This window comes from Kutzneria sp. NPDC052558, from assembly GCF_044547355.1.
Classification (GTDB): Bacteria; Actinomycetota; Actinomycetes; order Mycobacteriales; family Pseudonocardiaceae; genus Kutzneria.
The window spans coordinates 107,602-128,209 of sequence record NZ_JBIUAG010000014.1 but is presented as its reverse complement, the minus strand read 5'-3'; the positions used below and the strand labels follow the sequence as shown (position 1 = coordinate 128,209).

The following is a 20,608-nucleotide window of genomic DNA, read 5'->3' as shown; positions in this document are numbered from 1 at the left end:
CGGCCGGGCGCGTCAGGCCAGCAGACCACCCAGTGCCGCACCGGAAATCGCGTCCGCCTCGGCGACCGTCAACGGGGCGTGCCCGCTCAGCAGCCTGAAGATCAGCGGGCCGAAGAGCAGGTCGATGGCGGTCTCCACGGAGACCTCGGCACGGACCTCGTCGCGGGCCAGGGCGCGGTCCCACAACACGCCGATCGCCTTGCGGCGGCCGTCGAGGAAGAACTGGCGGAAGTACGGCGCGGCCTCGGGGTCGGCGACGGTGGCGGCGAGCAGCTGGGCGAAGACGCGGCCCGAGTGCCCGGCGTAGAAGGCGCTGACGCGGCGGACCTGCTCGGTCAGGTCGTCGCGGGCGTTTCCGTTGTCGGGCAAGGGAATGGCGTCGGCCATGCGCAGGCCGAAGGCCTCGGCGGCGACGGCGGTGCGGTTGGGCCAGTGCTTGTAGATGGTGGCCTTGGACACCCCGGACCGGGCGCTGATGGCGTCGACGGTGGCGCACGGCAGGCCACCCTCGTCGAGCAGTGCCATAGTGGCCGCGAGCACGTCGTTGTGCGCGCGGACACTACGAGGATTGGCGCGAGTCACGCGCTGACCGCCGCGAACTCCTCGTCGGACAAGGAGATCCGCCCACCGGCGAGGTTCTCCTCCAGGTGCGCGACCTTGGAGGTGCCGGGAATGGGCAGCATGGCCGGGGACCGCCGCAGCAGCCAGGCCAGCGCCAGCTGCGAGGGCGTGGCCTCGTGGGCCTTGGCCGCCTGGTCGAGCGGGCTGCCGGGCCGGGCCAGATTGCCGGTGGCCAAGGGAAAGAACGGAATGAAGCCGATTCCGTTGGCCTCGGCGTAGTCCAGCACGTCCTCGTGCTCGCGGTGCACGAGGTTGTAGTAGTTCTGCACGGTGGCGATGGGCGCGATCTCCCGTGCCTCGGCCAGCTGGGCCACGCTCACCTCGGACAGCCCGATGTGCCGGACCTTTCCCTCCTGCCGCAAGGCGACCAGCTCGCCGAGCTGGTCGGCCAGCGGCACCGACGGGTCGATCCGGTGCAGCTGCAACAGGTCGATCCGCTCCAGGCCGAGGTGCCGCAGGTTCAGCTCGGTCTGCTGCCGCAGGTACTCGGGCCGGCCGAGCGGGGTCCACACGCCGGGCCCGCCCCGGGTGAAGCCGACCTTGGTGGCGATCACCAGGTCCGCCGGATACGGGTGCAGGGCCTCGCGGATGAACCGATCGGCCACGAAGGGCCCGTACGAATCGGCCGTGTCGATCAGAGTCACGCCGAGCTCGACGGCTCGCCGCAACACCCGCACGGCCTCGCCGGGATCCGAGGGGTCGCCCCAGACCCCGGGCCCGGTGAGCTGCATCGCCCCGTAACCGAGCCGGTTCACGGGAAGGTCGCCGCCGATCAGGTACGTCATCTCTGCTCCTCGAATGCCGTGGAAAGGGCCAGTTCCCGCCATGACGCCAGCTCGTCGGCGACCTGTGCGAGCTTGGCCTCGACCCGGGCCACGCAGTCGGCCCCGAGCTGCACGCGCAGCGGCGGCTTCTCGGCCGACGCGACGGTGATGATCGCCGCCGCGGCCTTGGCCGGATCGCCCTGCTGCTGGTGGTTGAAGGTGGACGGGCGCTGCCGGGTCTGCCCGGCGGTCTCGTGGTAGTCCTCGATGGTGACGGCCGCCGCGTGCAGCGAGCTGTCGTCGAGGAAGTCGGTGCGGAACATGCCCGGCTCCACGATGGTCACGTGGATGCCGAGCGGCGCCAGCTCGACCCGCAGCGCCTCGCTCAGGCCCTCGACGGCGAACTTGGTCGAGTTGTAGATGCCCCAGCCCGCGGTGCCGCTGAAGCCGCCGACCGAGCTGATGGTGAGCACGTGGCCGGAGCGCTGCCGGCGCAGCACCGGCAGCACGGCCCGGGTCACGGCCAGCAGCCCGAACACGTTGGTCTCGTACACGGCCCGGATCTCGGCGTCGGCCGCCTCCTCCACGGCGCCGAGCAATCCCCGGCCGGCGTTGTTGACCAGCACGTCGATGCCGCCGAACCGGTCGACCGCGGCGTCCACCGCCCGCTGGGCCGCGTCCGGATCGGACACGTCCAGCGGCAGCGCGAGCAGCCGCTCCGAGGTCAGCTCCGCGGCGATCGCCCCGGGCGTGCGGGCCGTCGCCACCACGTTGTCGCCCAGGTCCAGGGCCTGTCGGGCGATCTCGAACCCGAACCCGCGGGACGCCCCGGTGATGAACCAGGTCCTCATCCCCGCCTCCTTTGGTGAACTGTACGTTCAGTTTAGATAGCGGCCGGCGACGGCGTCAACCGATAGGCTCGGGGCATGACGACGGTGCTCGACGGAATCCTGGACGGCGTGCGGGCGGACCTGGCCCAGCGCCAGAGCGAGACCTCCCTGGCCGAGCTGCGGTCACGGGTGGCCGACGCGCCGCCCGCGCGCGACCCGCTGCCGGGCTTCCGCGCCGACGGCGTGTCGATCATCGCCGAGGTGAAGCGCCGCAGCCCCAGCAAGGGGGCCCTGGCCGACATCCCCGACCCGGCCAAGCTGGCCGCCGAGTACGCGGCCGGCGGGGCGGCGGCGATCAGCGTGCTCACCGAGCAGCGCCGCTTCGGCGGCTCGCTGGCCGACCTCGACGCGGTCCGCGCCGAGGTGTCGGTTCCGGTGCTGCGCAAGGACTTCATCGTCACGCCGTACCAGCTGTGGGAGGCCCGCGCGCACGGGGCCGACCTGGCGCTGCTGATGGTCGTGTCCCTGGACGGCGGCCTGCTCGGCGAGCTGTACGGGCTGGCCCGCGAGCTCGGCCTGACGCCATTGGTGGAGGCGCACACCGAGGACGAGGTCGGCCGCGCCGCCGAGATCGGCGCGCAGGTCATCGGCATCAACGCCCGCGACCTGACCACGCTGGAGGTCGACCGGTCGGTGTTCGGCCGGCTGGCCCCGGCGATCCCGGCCGGCGCGGTGCGGGTCGCCGAGTCCGGCGTGGCCGGACCCGACGACGTCGCCGAGTATCACCGGCAGGGCGCCGACGTGGTGCTGGTCGGCGAGGCGCTGGTGAAGTCCGGCGACCCGCGCGAGGCCATCACCAAGTTCCGCGCGGTCTGACCACCGCCGCCACCAGCGCGAATCCGGCGCTGACCAGGAAGGCCTGGCTCACGGCCAGGCCGGCCAGCGCCGGGCCCGCCACCGCGCCCACGTTGAACGCCGTGGTGGCCAGCGCCCCGGCGATGTTCGGCGCGGCGGCCGACGCGGTCCGCACGATGGCCCCGATCAGCGTCGCCCCGACGCCGAAAGAGCAGGCGCCGCAAGCGAAAGCGGCAATGAGCAGGCCGGGCAGGCTGGCCGACGCGAGCAGCGCGGCCAGCCACACCACGACCAGCACCGCCGGCCCGAAGCGAACCAGTCCCCGGCCGGCCGCCGTCACGCCGGCGAACGAGCCGAGTCCGAACAGCGCCAGGGCAACGGGAACCCAGACGCCGCCGAAGCCGGCGGCGAAGACACCGAGGTAGGTGAACCCGGCGAAGGTCGCCGCGTTCACCAGCACCCCGACCAGGATCAGCCGGAAGCAGCGCACGCTCCGCCACTCATCGACCACGGAGTCACGCGGGGAATCCTTGACCCGCAACGGAAACAGCGCGCACGCGGCCGTGATCGCGGCGACGGCCCAGAACGTGGCGTGCCAGCCCAGATACTGGCCGAGAACCGTGCCCGCCGGCACGCCGACGATGCAGGCCACGGTCACGCCGGCGAGGATCACCGAGGTGGCCCGGCCGACCAGCGCCGGCGGCGCCAACGACGGCAGACTTGCCAAAGCCACGGCCAGAAATCCGGCGTTGGCCACCGCGGCGACCGCCCGGGTCCCCAGCAGCACACCGAAATCCACGGTCAGCGCGCCGACCACGTGGCTGGCGCTGAACAACAGCAGGAACCCGATCAGCGCCGGGCGGCGGGATATCGGGATGGCGGTCATCGCCGGCGCGCCCAACACCATGCCGACGGCGAACAACGAGGTGAGAAGGCCAGCCGTGCCGACGGAAACGCCGCAGTCCGCGGCGATCGACGGCAGCAGGCCGGACAGCATGAACTCGGACGTGCCCTGCGCGAAAACGGCAGCGGCCAGCACAAACACAACTACGGGAAGCAACACCCACTCCAGAGGCGTGACGGGACAGCAGCGACAGGGTCGCTACCGTCTGTCCGCCTCCGGGGAAGTCACGGGGATGAGGCTACACGGCACGGAGGTGAGCGATCTACGTGATTCTCGCCGAGGCGCCCACTCGGGGTCCTTCCCGGCATGAGGCTCAGGAGATCGGGCGGTGGCGCTGGCCGCTCTGCACGTTGATCCAGATCAGGTCGGTGAAGTCGGCCAGGCTGCACGGGCCGGTCCGGCCCCAGCCGCTGTCCCGCACACCGCCGATGAGGGTCTCCTGCGGGTCGCCCAACGCCAGGAAAGGCCCGTTCACTGCGCCAGTATCGGGCCCTTCCTGGCGTTGCCCGAGCTGTTCACATGCGAACGGTGAGGCGGTCGCGGGCGGTCTCCAGGTGGTTGGTCATGGCCTTGCGGGCCAACGAGGGCTTGCCCGACACCAGCGCGTCCACCAGCTCCCGGTGCTCGGCCAGCGCGGCCACGCCCGAGGTCTGGTTGTAGGCCAACCGAAAGAAGTGCAGATGGCAGTGCGTGCGCTCGAAGGCCTGCTCCACCGCGGAGTTGCCGGCGATGTGCAGGATGAGCTCGTGCAGCCGGGCGTCGTGGGCCGACAGCGCCTTGTAGTCCTCGTAGTTGTCGTCGCCGGGGGCGACCGGGCAGGTGGCCATCTCCGCTTCCAGCGCGGCGGCCCACTGTTCGGTCATCACCGACGCCGCCCGGGCCGCGCTCGGCGGCTCCAGCAGCAGCCGCAGCCCGTAGATGTCCTCCACCTCGGACCGGGTGAGCAGGTCCGCGACGCGGTAGCCGCGCAACGGAAGCCGCACCACGAGGCCCTCGGACTCCAGGCGCGCCAACGCTTCCCGCACCGGCGTGCCGGACACGTCGAGCTCGCGCGCCACCTCGTCGATGTTCACTCGATCGCCCGGGGCGATGCCGTCGTTCATGATCAGCGTCCGGATCTGCTCGTACACACCGTCCGCGAGCACCTGCCGACCCTTGAGCGCCGACAGCCGGGGACCACCAGTCTCATTCACCCGCACCACAACCTCCCCGGAATACAATACCGGATCTGGTGGATCATGCACGATCTACGATTACCTCCAAGAGTAACGCCTGACCGGGATCGAGCGTAGGCATCGCCACGCCCGCGTCGACCAGCGCCGCGCCCGGCACGCGCACCCAGCCGTCCAGCGCCGCCGTGACCCATTCCGGGGCCCTGACCTGGCGCATCGACGGGAGTCCGAGGTCGCCTCGGATCCGCAGCCGGTAGTCACGCCCCCGCGACAGGCCGGGCAGCCGGACCCGCCACGATTGTCCCGCAGGCGATGTGGAAATCCGGGCCAGGCAGAACAATCCTTGCTCATTAGAAATGACACCGTGGAAAAAAAGTCCGGCGTCGTCAGGAAGGTCGGCCCGCACCACGCGACCCGAATGCAGCAAGGGCCGGAACTCCTTGTGCAGGGCCGCCCACGCGGTGAGGCGGTCGATCTCCTCCGGCGAGCACGCCGTCAGGTCCTGCTCGATGCCGGCGTGGCCGAACAGGGCCGTGGCCAGGCGGAACGAGACGTCGGTGCGCCGACCGGTCGTGTGGCTGCGTTCCGGGCCCACATGCGAGCCGATCAGCTCGGGCGGCAGCAGCTGCGCGGTCCAGCGCTGGATCGACTGCCGCTCAACGGGGTCGTTGCAGTCCGAGGCCCAGACCCGGTCGGTGCGGGCCAGAATCCCGAGATCAACCCGGCCGCCGCCGCTGGCGCACGACTCGATCTCCAGGTCCGGATGCCGGCGCTTGAGCTCGTCGATCAGGCGGTACAGGGCCAGGGTCTGGTTGTGCACGGACGGCCGGCCCGCATGGGTGACCGCCTCGTGCAGGTCCCGGTTGTGGTCCCACTTGATGTAGTCGATCCCATACTCTGAGACAAGGTCGTCGATCGAGGTCAGCAGATAGGCCCAGGCGTCGGGATTCGACAGATCGACGACGTACTGGTTGCGCGAGGGTGGACCCGGTTCGCCGGGCACGCCGAGGATCCAGTCCGGGTGCTCGCGGGCCAGGTCCGAGTCCAGATTCACCATCTCCGGCTCGAACCACAGGCCGAACTGCATGCCCAGGCCCTTGACGTGGTCCACGAACGGAGTGAGCCCGTGCGGCCACACCGTGAGATCGACCTGCCAGTCCCCCAGCCCGGCGGTGTCGTCGCGACGGCCGCGGAACCAGCCGTCGTCGAGCACGACCCGCTCCACGCCGACCTTGGCCGCCGCGTCGGCCAACGCCAGCAGTCGGTCCAAGTCGTGGTTGAAGTAGACGGCCTCCCAGGTGTTCAGCACCAGCGGCCGTGGCGGGCGGACCTTCTTGCGCTGCAAGGCGTGCCAGCGGGCGGCCAACCCGTCCAGGCCCTCATCGGACCAGGCGAACAGCAGGATCGGCGTGTCGTAGCGCTCACCGGGACCGAGGCGGACCTCGCCCGCCCGCAGGAGTTCCCCGCCGCCCAACACCGGCGGCGTCTCCGGCAACTGCTCGGCCACATAACGCTGATCGCCGCTCCACGCCACGTGCACGGCCCACACCTCGCCGCCGCCGAACCCGTATCCGGGCACGCCGACGGTCATCAGGAAGGCCGAGTCCTGGCCCGGCTTGCCGCGCCGGGACTCGCGGACGTGCGCGCCGTGGCCGAGCCGGGTCCGCTGCGGCGACCGCTCGCGGCACCACTTCCCGGTGAAGTCCAGGACCTCCACGGCCCGGCTCGGCAACGGCAGCAGGGTGGAAACGCCGGCAACCTCATACGGCTTCGAGGCTGCCAGCGCGGCTCGTGCCGACAGCACACCGCTGTCGTCCATCTCGTAGTTCAGCGTGATGCGCAGGCCCGTGATCGCGTCGTCCAGCACGAGCTCCAGCCGGTTGTCGGCCAGCGAGTGCTCGACCAGACGTGGCCGGGGCGTGGTGGCCACGCCGTCGCGGTGCCCGGACAGGGCCGGCGTGCCGGCCCAGCCCTCGAACTCCGACGGCCACACCGAACACCGGCGCGGCACATCCACCGAGTTGTTCAGCACCGCCGGCTCGCCGACCAGAGCCAGCGCCGCCAGCCCCGACTCGTCCAGCTCGCCGAGGTCGCGCCCCCAGTGCACGACCACCGGCGCCGGCGACGCGGCCAGGTCCACCACGAACCCGACCCCCGCCGCCCGCAACTGCGCGAACCGCCCCACCACGCCCACTCCCTCTCCCGAACCCCCGCGAGTCCCGCTCTCCGACAGACCGAATGTCGATTTCCGGCCGACCGTCACGCCCCGAACCAGCCAGACGCCGGACCGGGCGGCCCTGGGCCTGTCAGCCCTGGCGACTGCCAGGCCCCCGCGACCCTGGCCCCTGGGACTGCGAGCCCCTTGGACTGCCAGGTTGATCTGCTTGGATCGCAGCGTTGAATTCTTGGGGGAGGCTGCTCAGGTCAGTTCTTCTTGTTGAGGATGTCCTTGGCCTTCTGCGTCATCTCGGCGAACACGTCGTCGCCGCGGCTGCCGCTGAAGTACGCCTCGAACAGCGGCTCCAGCGTCTGCTGGAGGTCGGCGCCGTTGGCGTAGGCGGGCGCGCCGTACAGCGAGCCGTCCTTGAGCGCCTTGGTGAACACCGACAGGTCCACGCCCTGCTTGGCCACGGCCGCCGCGGCCGAGTCCATCGCCGCCGGGATGGACGGGAAGAACGTGCCGGAGGCGCCGGCCGTCGACTGGCACTCCTGCGACCCCATGTACGAGACCCACTTCCAGGTCAGGTCGGGGTTCTTGGTGCCGGCCCAGATGTTGTTGCCGTTGGAGTTGGACATGTCCGAGCGGGTCTTGCCGTCGGGGCCGAGCACGGTCGGCGCGATGCCCACCTTGACGCCCGGCAGCTTGGCGAACGTGGCCGCCTCCCACGAGCCGGCGTTCTCCAGCGCGATCTTGCCGGTGCCCAGCAGGTCCACGTCGCTGATGGTGGCGGTGCCCTCGCCGGCGCTGAACGTGTTGATCTTCGGCGCGAAGCCGCGGTCGGTCAGCGACTTGATGTACTTCATGGTCTTGGTGAAGTTGGGGTCGTCGTAGTTGAACTTGGTCGGCCACTGCGGCTTGTCGCCCTGCCGCCAGCCGGTGGTCGACACGAACGAGTTCCACGTGGTCTGGCCGATGAAGTCCTTGGCCGCCAGCTGACCCGTGCCGTAGGTGGCGATGTGGTTCTTGTCGAAGCCGGCCTCGTCGCCGCGCTTGCCGTTCGCGTCGACGGTCAGGTGGGCCACCATCTTGTCGAAGGTGCCGCCGTTGTCCGGGTTCCAGTTCAGGTTGTCCACGTCGGCCGCGGTGTAGCCGGCCTTGGTCAGCGCGTCGACGTTGTAGAAGATCGCCGCGGCCGCCCAGTCCAGCGGCAGCGCGTACTGCTTGCCGTCGGTGTACTTCCAGGCGTCCACGCCGACCGAGAACTTCTTCAGGTCGAAGTTGGTCTTGCTGATGTAGTCGTCCAGCGGCAGCAGCTGGTGCTGGGAGGCGTAGGCCTGGAAGAACTGCACCGAGTTCTGGAACGCGTCCGGCGCGGTGCCGGCGACGAAGCCGGCGGTCAGCTTGGTGAAGTAGGAGTCCACCGCGTACTGCGAGATCTTCACGGTGACGCCGGGATTGGCCTTCTCGAACGCGGTCGCGCACGACTGGTAGGCCGCGGCCTGCTTGTCGTCCCAGGTCCACCAGTTGATCGTGCCGGTGGACGACCCGGAGCCGGAGCCGCCGCAGGCCGACAGTCCGACGACGGACGCGGTCGCCAGCGCGGCCGCGAGCAGCTTCTTCAACATCGGCTATTCCTCGTTTCGATGGGACTGTCCGGAGTGGAGGGTCTGCGCGAACGCGGCCAGCGCGATCGCCGAGTCCTCGGCGCCGCCTGCCTCGTGCCCGTTGTGCTCCCACAGCCGGATCTGTTTGGGTCCCCAGTACTCGTGATAGGCGCCGAACACCGCCTGGGCCGGCACGACGTCGTCCAACTGGCCGGCCGAGAACCACGCCGGCGCCTCGGCCCTGCGGGCGAAGGCGATGCCGTCGAAGTAGGCCAGCGTCGACCACACCTGGTCCGCACTGCTGCGGTGAATGGCCAGGTACTTGGTGATTTCCTCGTACGGAAAGGCGCGCACCAGCCGCGTCGCCTGTTGGATGTCGGACAGGAACGGGGCCTGGATGTGCGCGGCCGCGAGGTCGGGCACCAGGCCGGCGGCGGCCAGCGCGATGCCGGCCCCCTGGCTGTTGCCGATCACCGCCACCCGCTCCGGGTCGACGAAGTCCAGGCTGCGCACGGTGTCCACGGCCCGCACCGCGTCGGTGTAGACCCGGCGGTAGAAGTAGTCGTCCCGGTTCTCGATGCCCCGGGTGAGAAACCCCGGGTAGGCCGGCCCGCTGCCGACCGGGTCGGGCGTGTCGCCGCCGGCCCAGTCGCCGCCCTGGCCGCGCACGTCCATGAACAGGTGGGCGTAGCCGGCCGAGGACCACAGCAGGTCCTCGATCGGCGCCCCGCGACCGCTGGAGTAGCCGTGGAACTGCACCACTGCCGGCAGCTTTCCCGTGCGGTGCTTGGGAAGCCGCAGCCAGGCCCTGATCGGGTGGCCGCCGAAACCCGGGAAGGTCACGTCGAACACCTCGACCGTGACCAGCCGCGTCTCGACCGGCGTGATCGTCGGCGCCAGCTCGTGCGCGCGGGCCTCGGCGATCGTGGACGTCCAGAACTCGTCGAAGTCCTCGGGCTCCTTGTAGGAGCTGCGGTAGTCCCAGACGTTCAGCACGCCAGCCGCCTCTCCTCGCCGACCGCGAGGAACAGCTCCTCGCGGCGGCCGGCGTAGGCGACGGTGACCGTCCTGAGTGGATCGCCGCTCAGCCGGCGAATGCTCAGGGCGGCCAAGGTTGCGTCGCGCCAGGTGATGTCGGCCGACAGGCCGCCCCGCAGGCGCACCCCGGTCAGGGCCCCGCTCGGCCAGCTGGCCGGCAGGGCCGGCAGCACCCGGATCACGTCATTGTGGCTCTGCACCAGCATTTCCGCGATGCCGGCCGGGAAGCCGTAGTTGCCGTCGATCTGGAACGGCGGGTGCGAGCTGAACAGGTTGGGCAGCAGGCCGCCCCACTGGGAGCCGTCGACCGGGGCGCTGACATCCCAGTCGAAGCCGAGCGGGCGGGTGGCCTCCAGCAGCAGCGACCGGGCCGTCTCGCCGTCGCCCAGCCGGGCCCGCAGCGCGATCTTCCACGCCCACGACCAACCCATCGCGCCGTTGCCCCGGCGGTCCATCAGGTTCACCGCCGCGTCGGCCAGCTCCGGCGTCGACTCGGGATCGATCTGCCCCAACGGAAAAACGGTCACCAGCTGGGACATGTGCCGGTGCTTGGGGTCCTGCTCGGGGAAGTCCTCGACCCACTCCTGGAGCCAGCCGCCGGCGGTGATCGCCGGCGGGCGCAGGCGGGGCAGGGCCTTCTCGATCTCCGCCAGCACCGGGTCGTCGATATCGGCGATCCGGGCCGTGTCCAGGCAGCGGGTGAACACGGCCCGGATCAAGGACATGTCCATGGTGCACGACCAGGACAGCGACTCCTCGTTCCCCTTGACCAGGAACCAGTTCTCGGGCGAGGTGGACGGAATCGTGTCCAGCCAGCCGTCGCCATCGACCAGCCAGTCGAGGCAGAACTCGGCGCAGCCGCGCAGCAATGGCCAGGCCCTGGCCCTGAGGAACTCGGTGTCGCCGGTGAATTCGTAGTGGTCCCACGCGTGTTGGACCAGCCAGGCCCCGCCCATCTGCCAGATCGCCCAGGACGGCGCGCCGTGGCCCATGCCGACCGGCAGCGCCCAGCCCCACATGTCGGTGTTGTGGTGGGTGACCCAGCCGCGCGCCCCGTACAGCTCGCGGGCGACGGCGGCGCCGTTGGCCGCCATCTTGTCCAGCAGGTCGATCAGCGGCAGGTGGCACTGGCCGAGCCCGGTCACCTCGGCCGGCCAGTAGTTCATCTCGGTGTTGATGTTGACCGTGTAGTTGGAGGACCAGGCCGGTCGCAGGTCGGCGTTCCACACGCCCTGGAGGTTGGCCGGCGGGCCGCTGCCCGGCCGCGACGACGAGGCCAGCAAGTACCGGCCGTACTGGAACATCACGGTCGCGGTGAGCCGCTCGTCCCGTCCCGACAGGACATCCGCGGCCACGTCGATCGGGCCGTTGACCTGACGCCCGATACGCAGCGAGGTGCCGCCGAGCAGCGACCGCAGGTCGGAATCGTGCTCCCGCAACAACTGCTCGGCGCCCTGCGCCAGGGCCTGCGCGACCCGGGTCTCGGCGGCGGCGAAGTGCTCGGTGCGGGTGCGGGCCGGCGTGCCGTCCCAGAAGTCCCGGGCGGCGGTGGAACTGGCCAGCACGATCAGGGCCTCGGTGGATCCGGCGACCGTCAGCTGGTGGTCCGAAATGGACACTTCGCCGTCGGTGTGGACGCGGACCACCACCGCGCCGAACGGGTCGTAGTCGTCGACCGGGCCGCCGGCGTAGTGCAGCGGCTCGATCACCTGCGGCTCGTGCTGCGGCGCGCCGTCGACCGGAATCTCCACGCCCAGAAAGAAGCCCTGGTCGTTGAGCATCCGGTGCACGACCTTGAGCGGGGAATCCAGCTCCAGCGTGAGATTCGTCTGCCCGCTGATGTGCACGCAGAGCACGCCGGCCGGGTGGCTGGCCCACACCGAGCGCTGCACCTCGTGGCCGTCCAGGCTGAGGAACTCGTGCGCCACACCGTTGTCCAGGTTGAGGGTCCGGCTCTCCAGCGTGCCCTCCCCCAGCGTCAGCCAGAGATCCACGAACGGCAGGAACTCCTGGCTGTACGGGCCCTCGAAGGACATCAGCAGCCGCTCGGCGGTCTGGTGGTCGCCGGCCCGGATCGCGTCGCGCGCCTCGGCCAGCCGCGCCGGGCCCGCGCCGTCGGCCAGCAGGTCGGCCAGGCTGTCGGCCGGCCCGTGCGGGGTGCCCGACCAGACCGTGGAGTCGTTGACCTGCAAGCGGGTCCGGCCCGGGCCGCCGAAGACCATGGCCCCCAGCCGGCCGTTGCCGACCGGCGCGGCCTCGATCCACTCGGCCGCCGGCGTCGGCCAGGACAGCACCAAGTCGTCGTGTCTCATCATTTGATCCCGGTGAAGCCGATGGAGTTGACGATGCGCCGGCCGAACAGCACGAACAGCAGCAGCATGGGCAGCGCGGCGATCAGGGTGGCCGCCATCAGGCCGGCCCAGTCCACCGCGGTGTTGGGCGATGACTGCTTGAACACGGCCAGGGCCAGGGTCAGCGGCCGCACGGTGTCGTCGGTGGTGACCATCAGCGGCCAGAAGTAGTCGTTCCAGGTGTTGATGAACGTCAGCAGGCACAGCGTGGCCAGCGGCGCGGCGCACATCGGCAGCACGATGCGGAAGAACACCCGCAGCGGCCCGGCCCCGTCGATGGTCGCGGCCTCCTCCACCTCGCTGCTCAGGCCGAGCATGAACTGGCGCAGGAAGAAGATGTTGAACGCGGAGAAGAACGCGCCGGGCAGGATCATGCCGGCGAAGGTGTTGGTCAGGCCCAGGTTCTTCACCAGCACGAAGTTGGGGATCAGGGTGAAGATCGCCGGCACCATCAGGGCGCACAGCAGCACCGAGAACACGACCTCGCGGCCCTTCCAGCGCAGCCGGGAGAAGGCGTAGGCGGCGGTGGCCGAGCAGAACACCACCAGCGCCGTCTGCACGCCGGCGTAGACCAGGGAGTTGCGCAGGTACAGCGCGGTGTCCAGGGCCGCGCCGGAGCCGCCCTCGGCCTGGGCCTCGGCCACCGAGGCCAGCCCCAGCGCCCGCTTGAACGCGCCGAGGGTGAAGTCCACCGGCAGCAGCGAGGACGGGTCGGTGTGCAGGGCGTAGTTGTTGGACAGCGCGGTGCGCAGGATCCAGTAGAACGGGAACAGCGTGACCAGGATGATCACGGCCAGGTAGACCCAGGCCAGGGCCCGACCGACCGAGGGCCGGTTGGTGACGGAACGGTTAGCCACGACCGCTACTCCTCTCAGTTGAGGTCGGACTCGCTGGCGCGGGTCATCTTGAGCTGGGTGAAGGTGATGCCGATGAGCATGGCGAACAGGGCCAGCGACATCGTCGCCGCGTAACCGAAGTCGAACTGGGTGAAGGCCTTGTTGAAGATGTACATCTGCAACACCAGGGAGGCGTTCTCCGGGCCGCCCTTGGTGGTCACCTGGACGATGTCGAACACCTGGAAGGAGCCGATGACGGTCAGGATGACCACCATCACCAGGATGTTGCGCAGCAGCGGCACGGTCAGCCGGCGGAACATCTGCATCTCGGTGGCGCCGTCCACCCGGCCGGCCTCGTAGATGCTGGCCGGAATGGTCTGCAGGCCGGCGAAGATGAGGATCGCGTTGTAGCCCATGGACTTCCACACGCTGATGGCGGCCAGCGATGGCACCGCCAGCGCGCTGTCGCCGAAGAACAGCAGCGGGTGGCCGGTCAGCTTGACCAGCAGCGAGTTGATGATGCCCAGGCCCGGGTCCATCATCCAGGACCAGGTCATCGCCGCGATCACGCCGGAGATGAGGAAGGGCAACAGGATCAGGCCGCGGATGAGCGTTGACTTGGTCAGCCGGTGCATGATCACCGCGGTGACCAGCGAGATCAGGATGCCGAACACCACCGACAGCACCACGAAGTAGACGGTCACCAGCAGCGAGTGCCAGAACACGTCGTCGCCGAGCAGCTCGCGGAAGTTGTCCAGCCCGACCCAGTTGGGCGCGGACAGCACGTGGAAGTCGGTGAAGCTGTAGTAGATGCCCTGGATCGTCGGGTAGGCGAAGAAGACCAGGAACCCGACGACGGCGGGGGTGATCATGATCAGGGCGATGGGCAGGTGCCCCCGCTTGCTGCCCTTGCGGCGGCGACGTGCCGTGGCGACCGGCGCCACCGGCAGTGTCGTCGTGTTCTGTGTCGCGGTCACCACGGCATGTCCCCTCTCAACTCAGATGGTGATCTTGTCGATGTCCGACACGTAGTCCTGCGGCGTGGGGCCGTTGAACACCACCACGTTGCTGCCGCCGGCCTTGAGCGTGATCGGCACCACCGCGGTCTGCGGCGTGTTCCAGTCGTTGTCGTTGCTGCCGGCCAGGGGCAGGCGGAACGGCACGCCGTTCACCGTCACCTGGGCGGTGCGGCTGGAGTCGCCGTCCACATAGGACACGGTCATCAGGTAGGTGCCGTCCTTGGGCGCCCACACGTTCGGGAAGGTCAGGCTGCCGGTGCCGCCGAGGTTGCCGACCTTCTTGCCGCCCGAGCACGGGCCGCAGTCGTTGACCGACGCGCCGCCGGCCACGGTGTTGACCGAGGCCTCGGCCTCGTAGTTGATCGACCCGTTCTTGTCCGCCGTTGACACCGTGAAGGTGGTGCTGGGCTGGGACTTCTTGCCGTTGCGGTCAATTGCGACGACGGTGAAGTCGAACGTGCCCGACGGGGCCAGGCTGGCCACGGTGGCCGAGGTGCCACTGGTCGTCAGCAGGCGGGTGGTGCCGTTGTAGATCTCGTAGCTGGTGGCCGGGGTGGTGCCGTTGTAGGCCGGGTCCCAGGCCAGGGTCACGCTGTTGCCGGCAGCGGTGGTGCCGGACGCGGCGGTGGCGTGCAGGCCGCCGGGCGGGTTGGGCACGTTGTCCTTGCCGGTCGGGGTGATCTTCAGCAGCTGCGAGCCGTGGGTGGGCAGCTGCGCGGAGATCGTGCCGGATGCGTTGGCGAGATCCTTGTGGCTCCACAGGTCCCGGACCTTGACCGAACCGGTGATGCCCAGCTGGGCCAGGTTGGCCGAGACGGTGGCGGTGGCGTCGCCCAGGTTGAACAGGGCGACGGTGTAGCTGCCGTCGGCGTTGCGGGCGTACCAGGTCTGCTGCTGGCTGGACTGGCTCAGCGGCTTGGCCGCGATGCCGGCCTGGTCGACCGCGATGACCTCGTCGTTGGTCAGCAGGGAAAGACCGTAGGAGTCCAGCTTGGTCAGGTCGTCGCCGGCGTAGAGCGGGGCCGCCTCGATCGCCCACAGCGTCATGTAGGTCTGGCGCTCGGCGTCGGTGATGCCGTCCATCTTGCCGTTGCCGACGTCCAGCGAGTCGAGGTTGTTCCAGTGCCCCGGCCCGGCGTCGGGGATCCACTGCACCACGTCGGTGAAGCGGGCCTTGACCGAGTTGTTCCAGGTGACGATGGTGTCGCAGTAGCACTCGACGTCGGTGTCGACCCGCCAGCCGTTGCTGTTGGCCTTCCACACGTCGGCCTGGCGGTGGCTCAGGCTCCAGGAGATGACGAACTGGATCTTGCGGCCGGTCTTGGCCAGCGCGGTGTTCCAGGCCTGCACGTCGCTGGTGTTGTCGTAGTTGGCGCCGCCCTGGAAGGAGCCAGGGCCGACGCCGTCCAGCTTCAGGAAGTCGACGCCCCAGCCGGCCAGCTCGTTGGCCACGGAGTTGATGTAGGCCTGGGCGCAGGGATTGCTGAAGTCGATCTTGTACGAGCTGTTCCACCCGTTGGTGGTGCGCAGGTCGGGGTAGACCAGGTTGCGGGTGTAGCAGTTCTTGGCGCCGTAGATCGGCGTGTTGCCGTTGTTGTAGGCGCGGATGTCCAAGCCCACGGCCAGGTAGGCGCCGAACTTCAGGCCCTTGCCGTGGATGTAGTCGCCGAGGTACTTCATGCCGTGCGGGAAGGTGGTGGCGTTGGACAGCGGCCGCGCGTAGCTGTCGTAGCCGCCCATCCAGCCGGCGTCCACGTTGACGTACTGGTAGCCATGCGACTTGAGCGTGCTGGCCACGACGTCGGTCTGCTTGATGACATTGGCCTCGTTGAGCCAACTGGCCGGGCCGGTCGGATTGACCCCGGGATAGTTGGTCGACTCCAGGCTCCAGGTGCTGAAGCCCATGTAGGGCTTGTCAGCGCTGTCGGCCTTGGCCGGCTTGGCGTCCGGGGCGGCGGCGGCCGACGGGGCCTGCGCCACCGCGATCGCCAGCAGGGCCGCGGCTGCCGCCGCCAGCAGCCGCGTCGTTCTCCCACTCATCGAAAACTCCATCTCAGTCGCATCATTGCTGACTGTCCAAAAGGGACACTGCTGGTCAGGCGACCCGGAGGTCGTCCATGGCGTCCCGGTTCCAGGCGATGCCCAGCCCCGGCGTGTCCGGAGCGACGGCGTGACCGTCCACAACGGACATCTCCCCAGTGGTGATGGCCCGCAGCTGCGGGATGTGCTCGACGAACCGGCCGTTGGGCACGGCGGCCGCCAGGCTCACGTGCAGCTCCATCAAGAAGTGCGGACAGACCTCCGCGTTGAACGTCTCAGCGGTGTGCGCGACCTTCAGCCACGGCGTGATGCCGCCGATGCGCGCCACGTCCACCTGCACCACCGAGGCCGCGCCCCGGTGCAGGTACTCGCGGAACTGCGCGACCGAGTACAGCGACTCGCCGACGGCGATCGGAATGTTGGTGGCGTGGGCCAGCCGTTCGTGCGCGGCCACGTCGTCGGCCGACATCGGCTCCTCCAGCCAGGTCAGGCCCAGCGGCGCGAACAGCTCGGCCCGGCGCAGCGCCTCGGCCAGCGTCATCGACTGGTTGGCGTCGACCATGACCGGGAAGTGCGGGCCGACCGCCTCGCGCACCGCGGCCAGCCGCGCCGCGTCCTCGGCCCCGCTGGGCTTGCCCACCTTGACCTTGATGCCCTGCCAGCCCGCGTCCCGCGCCTTCAGCGCGCCGGCCACCAACTCGTCGGTGTTCAGGTGCAGCCAGCCGGTCTCGGTGTCGTACAAGGGAACCCGGGACCGGAAGCCGCCGGCCACCCGCCACAGCGGCTGGCCAGCGCGCAGGCAGCGCAGGTCCCACAGCGCGGTGTCGACGGCGGCCAGGGCCAGCGAGGTGATCGCGCCGACGGTGGTGGCCCTGGTCGAGGCGAACAGGTCGTGCCAGACCGCTTCGATCCGGGTGGCGTCCGCGCCGACCAGGCGGGGCAGCAGGTGGTCCCGCAGCAGGGCCAGCACGGCCGTGCCGCCGGTGCCGATGGTGTAGGTGTAGCCGAGGCCGACGGCGTCGTCATCGGTGGTCAGCTCGACGAAGACCGTCTCCTGGGACAGGAAGGCCTGCACGGCGTCCGTGCGCACCTGCTCGACCTCGAGGTCCACCAGGAACGCCTCGGCCTTGCGGACTGTCGCCACGCCTCGCCCTCCATTGGGTTCGGTCTTCATGGATCCTATACGATCGGTGGTACGTGATTGTTAACGTGGCTTTGCCGGGTGTCAATGGGTCGTGTTTCAGCCGTTACCGGGCCGTGTCGAGGGCCCAAGATCCGCCCGCGCGTACACTCGCGCCATGCCGCCGGCAGCCGCCTTTCACCATCGCGTAGACGAGGGCGTCGTCGAGAAGGCCAGTGGCCGTCAGACATTCGCGCTGCCGGTCGGTGGCCAGAGCCTGCAGTACTCGGGCACGCTGGGCCGACCCGGCACCGGATTCCGGACCGTGACCCGCCTGCTGATCGGCGGCGTGACCACGTTCGACTGGACCTATCAGGGCACCGGGGCCCACACCGAACGGACCGAATCGCTGATCCGACTGTCTCCCAACGGTTTGACCTATCTGTGCATCTGCGTGGAAGGCACCACCCGCATCCGCCACCGCGGCGCCGACCTGCTGCTCAAGCCCGGGCGGGCCGCCCTCTGCTCGACCGTCAACCCGTTGGAGGCCCGGCACTCCACGCACAACCGGCTGCTCACCATCTATCTCGACTCGGCCCGCCTGGACAGCCAGATCCCCGGCGTCAACCGGCTGCTGGGCACCGCGCTGGCCGTCGAGGGCGTCGGGGAACTGCTGGTGCAGCACGTGCTCGCCACCATGAAGGTCGCGTCCGGCCTGGACAGTGCGGGCCTGGCCGCCGCCTCCGAGGCCGTCTCGGATCTGCTGGTGGGCACCCTGTCCCGGCGCGCCCAGCCTCTCTCCCCGGCGCTGGAGGCCCAGATCAGCGCCTACATCGACAGCTGGCTCGGCGACCCCGAGCTCTCGGTGGAGCGCATCGCCGCCGCCCACCACATCTCCGTGCGCACCCTGCACCGCCTCTTCCAACAGCGCGGCGAGACCGTGTCCACGCACATCAAGAACCGCCGCCTCGACGGCTGCCACGCCGACCTGCTGGCCCGCCCCGACCTGATGATCGGCGCCATCTGCGCCAAATGGGGCATCACGGACATCGCTCACTTTTCCCGCCAGTACCGGGCCCGCTTCGGCTGCACCCCCACCGACACCCGCGACCAGCGCCTGAACCTCACCCGCTGACACCCCCGCTTTCGGGGGGCCTGGTCAGGCGAGCATTGCTTGCAGGGGGACGGTCAGGGTCCGGGCCAGGGCCGGGTCGACCTGAACCGTCTCGTTCAGTAGCAGCTCCACCGCCGCGCGGAAGGCCCGGCGCAGCTCGGGCTCGTCCAGCGTGCCGACGAGTGTTGCCAAGGCGGCCTTGGTTTCGTCGGGCGGGAGCAGGTGCAGGCCGCGGCCCTGGCTGGCAGGGACGCCGTGGCGCAGGCACATGAGCGTCAGCACGGCGTTGCGGAGGCCGCCCAGCATGTGCTCGGCCTGCCATTCCCGGCCGCGCTCGATGCTGGAACGCACGTGCAGGGCGTACAGCCAGGCCATGTCGATCTCCGCCCGGGCGCTCGGCGGCGTGGTCGGCTGCTGCTCGGCGGCGGCGCCGAACAGCAGCCGGAAGGTCGGGGCGGTGGCCCCGAACTCGGCCGCCGGCACGAAGGCGATGTCCACCTGGAGGCTGTCCGGCCGCAGGAACACCCGGTAGATCGCCGAGCGGAACGGCACATCCATGTGGTGGACGACGCCGTGCTCCTCGTACAGGAACGCCGTCCAGTCGGCCAGCACCTCGTCGCGGTCGCCGGTGATGCCCAGCGCGAAGTCGATGTCCGACCACCGGTCCGCCCCGCCCAGCGCCCCCGACCCCGTCAGCGCCGCCCCGCCGACCCGGCCGTCCCCGCGGGCCCGGTCGATCAGCACGGTCAGCAGGCGGTCGCGATCCTCGGGCGTGAAGACGGTCATGGGGCTCATACTGCCGGCATGAGATTCCGGACCACAGTCCAGCTGGGCGGCAAGACCGCCACCGGGCTGCCCGTGCCGGTCGAGGTGGTCGAGGCCCTCGACGCCGGCCGACAGCCCAAGGTGCGGGTCACCATCGGCGGTCACACCTACCGGAGCTCCGTCGCGGTCCGGGGCGGCCAGTTCCTCATCCCCCTCAGCGCCGAGAACCGCACCGCCGCCGGCGTCGCCGCCGGGGACGAGGTCGACGTGGAGATCACCCTCGACACCACTCCTCGCGAGGTGGCCGTCCCGGCCGACCTCGCCGCCGTCCTCGCCGCCGACCCCGAGGCCCAGAAGCTGTTCGACGGCCTGCCGTTCTCCCACCGCAAGGAGTACGTGCGCTGGATCGAGGAGGCCAAGAAGCCCGAGACCCGCCAGAACCGCCTGGGCAAGACGGTCGAACGGCTCAAGGGCGGAAGCTGACTGAGCAGCCCCCGAATCCATCGAAGCAGACGAACCTGGCAATTGCGGGGTTCCGGCCGTCCCGGGCTCGATGACCGGCCCGAAACCTGCTCTCGGTGGGCGCGGGGGTTGGTCAGCCGCTGAACAGGGTGAACAGGTACTTGCGGTGCCGCAGCAGCAGGCCGGCGATCAGGAAGCCGAGGCCGGACATGCCCAGCTGGCCGCTGTTGACCACGATGCCGAGCACGAAGCAGCCCAGCCCGAACACCCACATGACCTCCAGCACCCACCGGTACCGGTCGAGCACACTGCCGCTTAGGCGGGTGGCGAGCGCCGGATACTGGGCGGTCAGACCGCGCTCGATCTCCTCCAGCTGGCGGCGTTCGTGCTGACTGAGCATTCCGGCTCCACTCGTCCAGGCGGCGACTGCGCCCCCATATACCGGCGCGACCCGCCCCCGGTTCACTGGCAGCCCGACCCGGTGCTGGATAGCCTGATCGCCGGAGGTCAGGTGAACGGGTCTAGACGCGAGGACGTGGACAGGGCGCGGACGCACGCCGTCCCGCTGGCCCTGCGGTTCAGCGGCCTACCCGGGGAGCTGGCCGGCATGCGCAAGGTGGTCAAGGACTGGGCGGCCTCGGCGGGCCTGTCCGGGGAGCTGCTGGAGGACCTGCAACTGGTGGTGGGCGAGGCCGCGGCCAACGCGATCGAGCACGGGTACCGCGCGGGCGAGCCGGGGTCGGTGGACGTGTGGCTGGCCGTGGACGACGCGGGGGCGGTGCACGGCCGGGTGCGCGACTACGGAACGTGGCGACAGCAGCCGGACGATCCGGGCGACCGGGGCCGGGGGCTGATGTTGATCAAGGCGCTGGCCGCGCGGATGAGCCTGAACCGCAGGTCGGACGGCACCGAGGTGTCCTTCACCATGCCACTTATGTGAGCTGGGTCACAA

Annotated in this window: 20 protein-coding genes; 4 read left to right on the top strand and 16 right to left on the bottom strand. The window is 70.0% G+C overall.

Going from position 1 to position 20,608, the window contains the following annotated elements:
* Window positions 1–12: 12 nt before the first annotated feature.
* Genes ACIG5F_RS25390 through ACIG5F_RS25380 form a run of 3 tightly spaced genes read right to left on the bottom strand, consistent with a single transcriptional unit; the run spans window position 13 to window position 2,236 of the window.
* Window positions 13–582 (bottom strand): TetR/AcrR family transcriptional regulator, encoded by a 570-nt coding sequence (locus ACIG5F_RS25390; RefSeq protein ID WP_396521444.1) that lies wholly within the window; start codon window positions 580–582, stop codon window positions 13–15.
* Window positions 579–1,406 carry an aldo/keto reductase gene (locus ACIG5F_RS25385; RefSeq protein WP_396521443.1) on the bottom strand — a complete coding sequence of 276 codons (828 nt, stop codon included), beginning with the start codon at window positions 1,404–1,406 and terminating at the stop codon, window positions 579–581. Before ACIG5F_RS25385 ends, ACIG5F_RS25390 begins: the two co-directional genes overlap by 4 nt.
* A complete protein-coding gene (locus tag ACIG5F_RS25380; protein ID WP_396521441.1) occupies window positions 1,403–2,236 on the bottom strand; it encodes an oxidoreductase in 834 nt (277 codons plus the stop codon). Before ACIG5F_RS25380 ends, ACIG5F_RS25385 begins: the two co-directional genes overlap by 4 nt.
* A 75-nt stretch (window positions 2,237–2,311) precedes the next feature.
* Here ACIG5F_RS25380 and trpC point away from each other — a divergent pair, with 75 nt between their 5' ends.
* Window positions 2,312–3,091: an indole-3-glycerol phosphate synthase TrpC gene (gene trpC / locus ACIG5F_RS25375; RefSeq protein ID WP_396521440.1), complete on the top strand. Its 780-nt coding sequence runs from the start codon at window positions 2,312–2,314 to the stop codon at window positions 3,089–3,091.
* Here trpC and ACIG5F_RS25370 read toward each other — a convergent pair.
* From ACIG5F_RS25370 to ACIG5F_RS25320, 11 genes are all read right to left on the bottom strand, one after another.
* The gene (locus tag ACIG5F_RS25370; protein ID WP_396521438.1) at window positions 3,069–4,130 is read right to left on the bottom strand and encodes an MFS transporter; all 1,062 of its coding nucleotides are present in this window, start codon (window positions 4,128–4,130) and stop codon (window positions 3,069–3,071) included. The two genes, trpC and ACIG5F_RS25370, sit on opposite strands and share 23 nt — an antisense overlap.
* Before the next feature lie 157 nt (window positions 4,131–4,287).
* Window positions 4,288–4,449, bottom strand: coding sequence for a hypothetical protein (locus ACIG5F_RS25365; RefSeq protein WP_396521436.1), 162 nt, complete (start codon window positions 4,447–4,449; stop codon window positions 4,288–4,290).
* 40 nt (window positions 4,450–4,489) lie between these two features.
* Window positions 4,490–5,173, bottom strand: coding sequence for a GntR family transcriptional regulator (locus tag ACIG5F_RS25360; RefSeq protein ID WP_396521434.1), 684 nt, complete (start codon window positions 5,171–5,173; stop codon window positions 4,490–4,492).
* 37 nt (window positions 5,174–5,210) lie between these two features.
* Window positions 5,211–7,334 (bottom strand): alpha-galactosidase, encoded by a 2,124-nt coding sequence (locus ACIG5F_RS25355; RefSeq protein ID WP_396521432.1) that lies wholly within the window; start codon window positions 7,332–7,334, stop codon window positions 5,211–5,213.
* A 236-nt stretch (window positions 7,335–7,570) separates the two neighbouring features.
* Window positions 7,571–8,932, bottom strand: a complete 1,362-nt coding sequence (locus ACIG5F_RS25350; RefSeq protein ID WP_396521430.1) for an ABC transporter substrate-binding protein — start codon at window positions 8,930–8,932, stop codon at window positions 7,571–7,573.
* Between the two features lie 3 nt (window positions 8,933–8,935).
* Window positions 8,936–9,907, bottom strand: a complete 972-nt coding sequence (locus tag ACIG5F_RS25345) for an acetylxylan esterase (protein ID WP_396521428.1) — start codon at window positions 9,905–9,907, stop codon at window positions 8,936–8,938.
* Complete coding sequence (locus ACIG5F_RS25340; RefSeq protein ID WP_396521426.1) at window positions 9,901–12,261, bottom strand: glycosyl hydrolase family 95 catalytic domain-containing protein; 2,361 nt, start codon at window positions 12,259–12,261, stop codon at window positions 9,901–9,903. Before ACIG5F_RS25340 ends, ACIG5F_RS25345 begins: the two co-directional genes overlap by 7 nt.
* Complete coding sequence (locus tag ACIG5F_RS25335) at window positions 12,261–13,157, bottom strand: carbohydrate ABC transporter permease (protein ID WP_396521424.1); 897 nt, start codon at window positions 13,155–13,157, stop codon at window positions 12,261–12,263. The genes ACIG5F_RS25340 and ACIG5F_RS25335 overlap by 1 nt, the downstream gene beginning before the upstream one ends.
* A 14-nt stretch (window positions 13,158–13,171) precedes the next feature.
* A complete protein-coding gene (locus ACIG5F_RS25330; RefSeq protein WP_396521422.1) occupies window positions 13,172–14,113 on the bottom strand; it encodes a carbohydrate ABC transporter permease in 942 nt (313 codons plus the stop codon).
* A 21-nt stretch (window positions 14,114–14,134) separates the two neighbouring features.
* The gene (locus tag ACIG5F_RS25325) at window positions 14,135–16,195 is read right to left on the bottom strand and encodes a fibronectin type III domain-containing protein (protein WP_396521420.1); all 2,061 of its coding nucleotides are present in this window, start codon (window positions 16,193–16,195) and stop codon (window positions 14,135–14,137) included.
* Between the two features lie 55 nt (window positions 16,196–16,250).
* Entirely contained in the window at window positions 16,251–17,339 is a 1,089-nt protein-coding gene (locus tag ACIG5F_RS25320) for a mandelate racemase/muconate lactonizing enzyme family protein (protein WP_396521418.1), read from the bottom strand.
* Between the two features lie 154 nt (window positions 17,340–17,493).
* Here ACIG5F_RS25320 and ACIG5F_RS25315 point away from each other — a divergent pair, with 154 nt between their 5' ends.
* Entirely contained in the window at window positions 17,494–18,450 is a 957-nt protein-coding gene (locus ACIG5F_RS25315; protein WP_396521416.1) for a helix-turn-helix domain-containing protein, read from the top strand.
* A 24-nt stretch (window positions 18,451–18,474) separates the two neighbouring features.
* Here the strand turns inward: ACIG5F_RS25315 and ACIG5F_RS25310 are convergent, their stop codons facing one another.
* Entirely contained in the window at window positions 18,475–19,215 is a 741-nt protein-coding gene (locus ACIG5F_RS25310) for a nucleotidyltransferase domain-containing protein (protein ID WP_396521414.1), read from the bottom strand.
* Between the two features lie 18 nt (window positions 19,216–19,233).
* Between ACIG5F_RS25310 and ACIG5F_RS25305 the strand changes: the two genes are divergently transcribed.
* The gene (locus ACIG5F_RS25305) at window positions 19,234–19,677 is read left to right on the top strand and encodes a YdeI/OmpD-associated family protein (protein WP_396521412.1); all 444 of its coding nucleotides are present in this window, start codon (window positions 19,234–19,236) and stop codon (window positions 19,675–19,677) included.
* Between the two features lie 112 nt (window positions 19,678–19,789).
* Here the strand turns inward: ACIG5F_RS25305 and ACIG5F_RS25300 are convergent, their stop codons facing one another.
* A complete protein-coding gene (locus tag ACIG5F_RS25300; RefSeq protein WP_396521410.1) occupies window positions 19,790–20,056 on the bottom strand; it encodes a DUF3040 domain-containing protein in 267 nt (88 codons plus the stop codon).
* A 135-nt stretch (window positions 20,057–20,191) separates the two neighbouring features.
* Between ACIG5F_RS25300 and ACIG5F_RS25295 the strand changes: the two genes are divergently transcribed.
* Window positions 20,192–20,596, top strand: a complete 405-nt coding sequence (locus ACIG5F_RS25295) for an ATP-binding protein (protein ID WP_396521408.1) — start codon at window positions 20,192–20,194, stop codon at window positions 20,594–20,596.
* The last annotated feature ends 12 nt before the right edge of the window (window positions 20,597–20,608 follow it).

What these genes read in the sequence shown, in the direction of transcription:
- ACIG5F_RS25305 (WP_396521412.1), top strand. Translation starts at nt 19,234, where the DNA reads ATGAGATTCCGGACCACAGTCCAGCTGGGCGGCAAGACCGCCACCGGG.
- ACIG5F_RS25340 (WP_396521426.1), bottom strand. Translation starts at nt 12,261, where the DNA reads ATGAGACACGACGACTTGGTGCTGTCCTGGCCGACGCCGGCGGCCGAG.
- ACIG5F_RS25315 (WP_396521416.1), top strand. Translation starts at nt 17,494, where the DNA reads ATGCCGCCGGCAGCCGCCTTTCACCATCGCGTAGACGAGGGCGTCGTC.
- ACIG5F_RS25380 (WP_396521441.1), bottom strand. Translation starts at nt 2,236, where the DNA reads ATGAGGACCTGGTTCATCACCGGGGCGTCCCGCGGGTTCGGGTTCGAG.
- ACIG5F_RS25385 (WP_396521443.1), bottom strand. Translation starts at nt 1,406, where the DNA reads ATGACGTACCTGATCGGCGGCGACCTTCCCGTGAACCGGCTCGGTTAC.
- ACIG5F_RS25310 (WP_396521414.1), bottom strand. Translation starts at nt 19,215, where the DNA reads ATGACCGTCTTCACGCCCGAGGATCGCGACCGCCTGCTGACCGTGCTG.
- ACIG5F_RS25300 (WP_396521410.1), bottom strand. Translation starts at nt 20,056, where the DNA reads ATGCTCAGTCAGCACGAACGCCGCCAGCTGGAGGAGATCGAGCGCGGT.
- ACIG5F_RS25350 (WP_396521430.1), bottom strand. Translation starts at nt 8,932, where the DNA reads ATGTTGAAGAAGCTGCTCGCGGCCGCGCTGGCGACCGCGTCCGTCGTC.
- ACIG5F_RS25325 (WP_396521420.1), bottom strand. Translation starts at nt 16,195, where the DNA reads ATGAGTGGGAGAACGACGCGGCTGCTGGCGGCGGCAGCCGCGGCCCTG.
- trpC (WP_396521440.1), top strand. Translation starts at nt 2,312, where the DNA reads ATGACGACGGTGCTCGACGGAATCCTGGACGGCGTGCGGGCGGACCTG.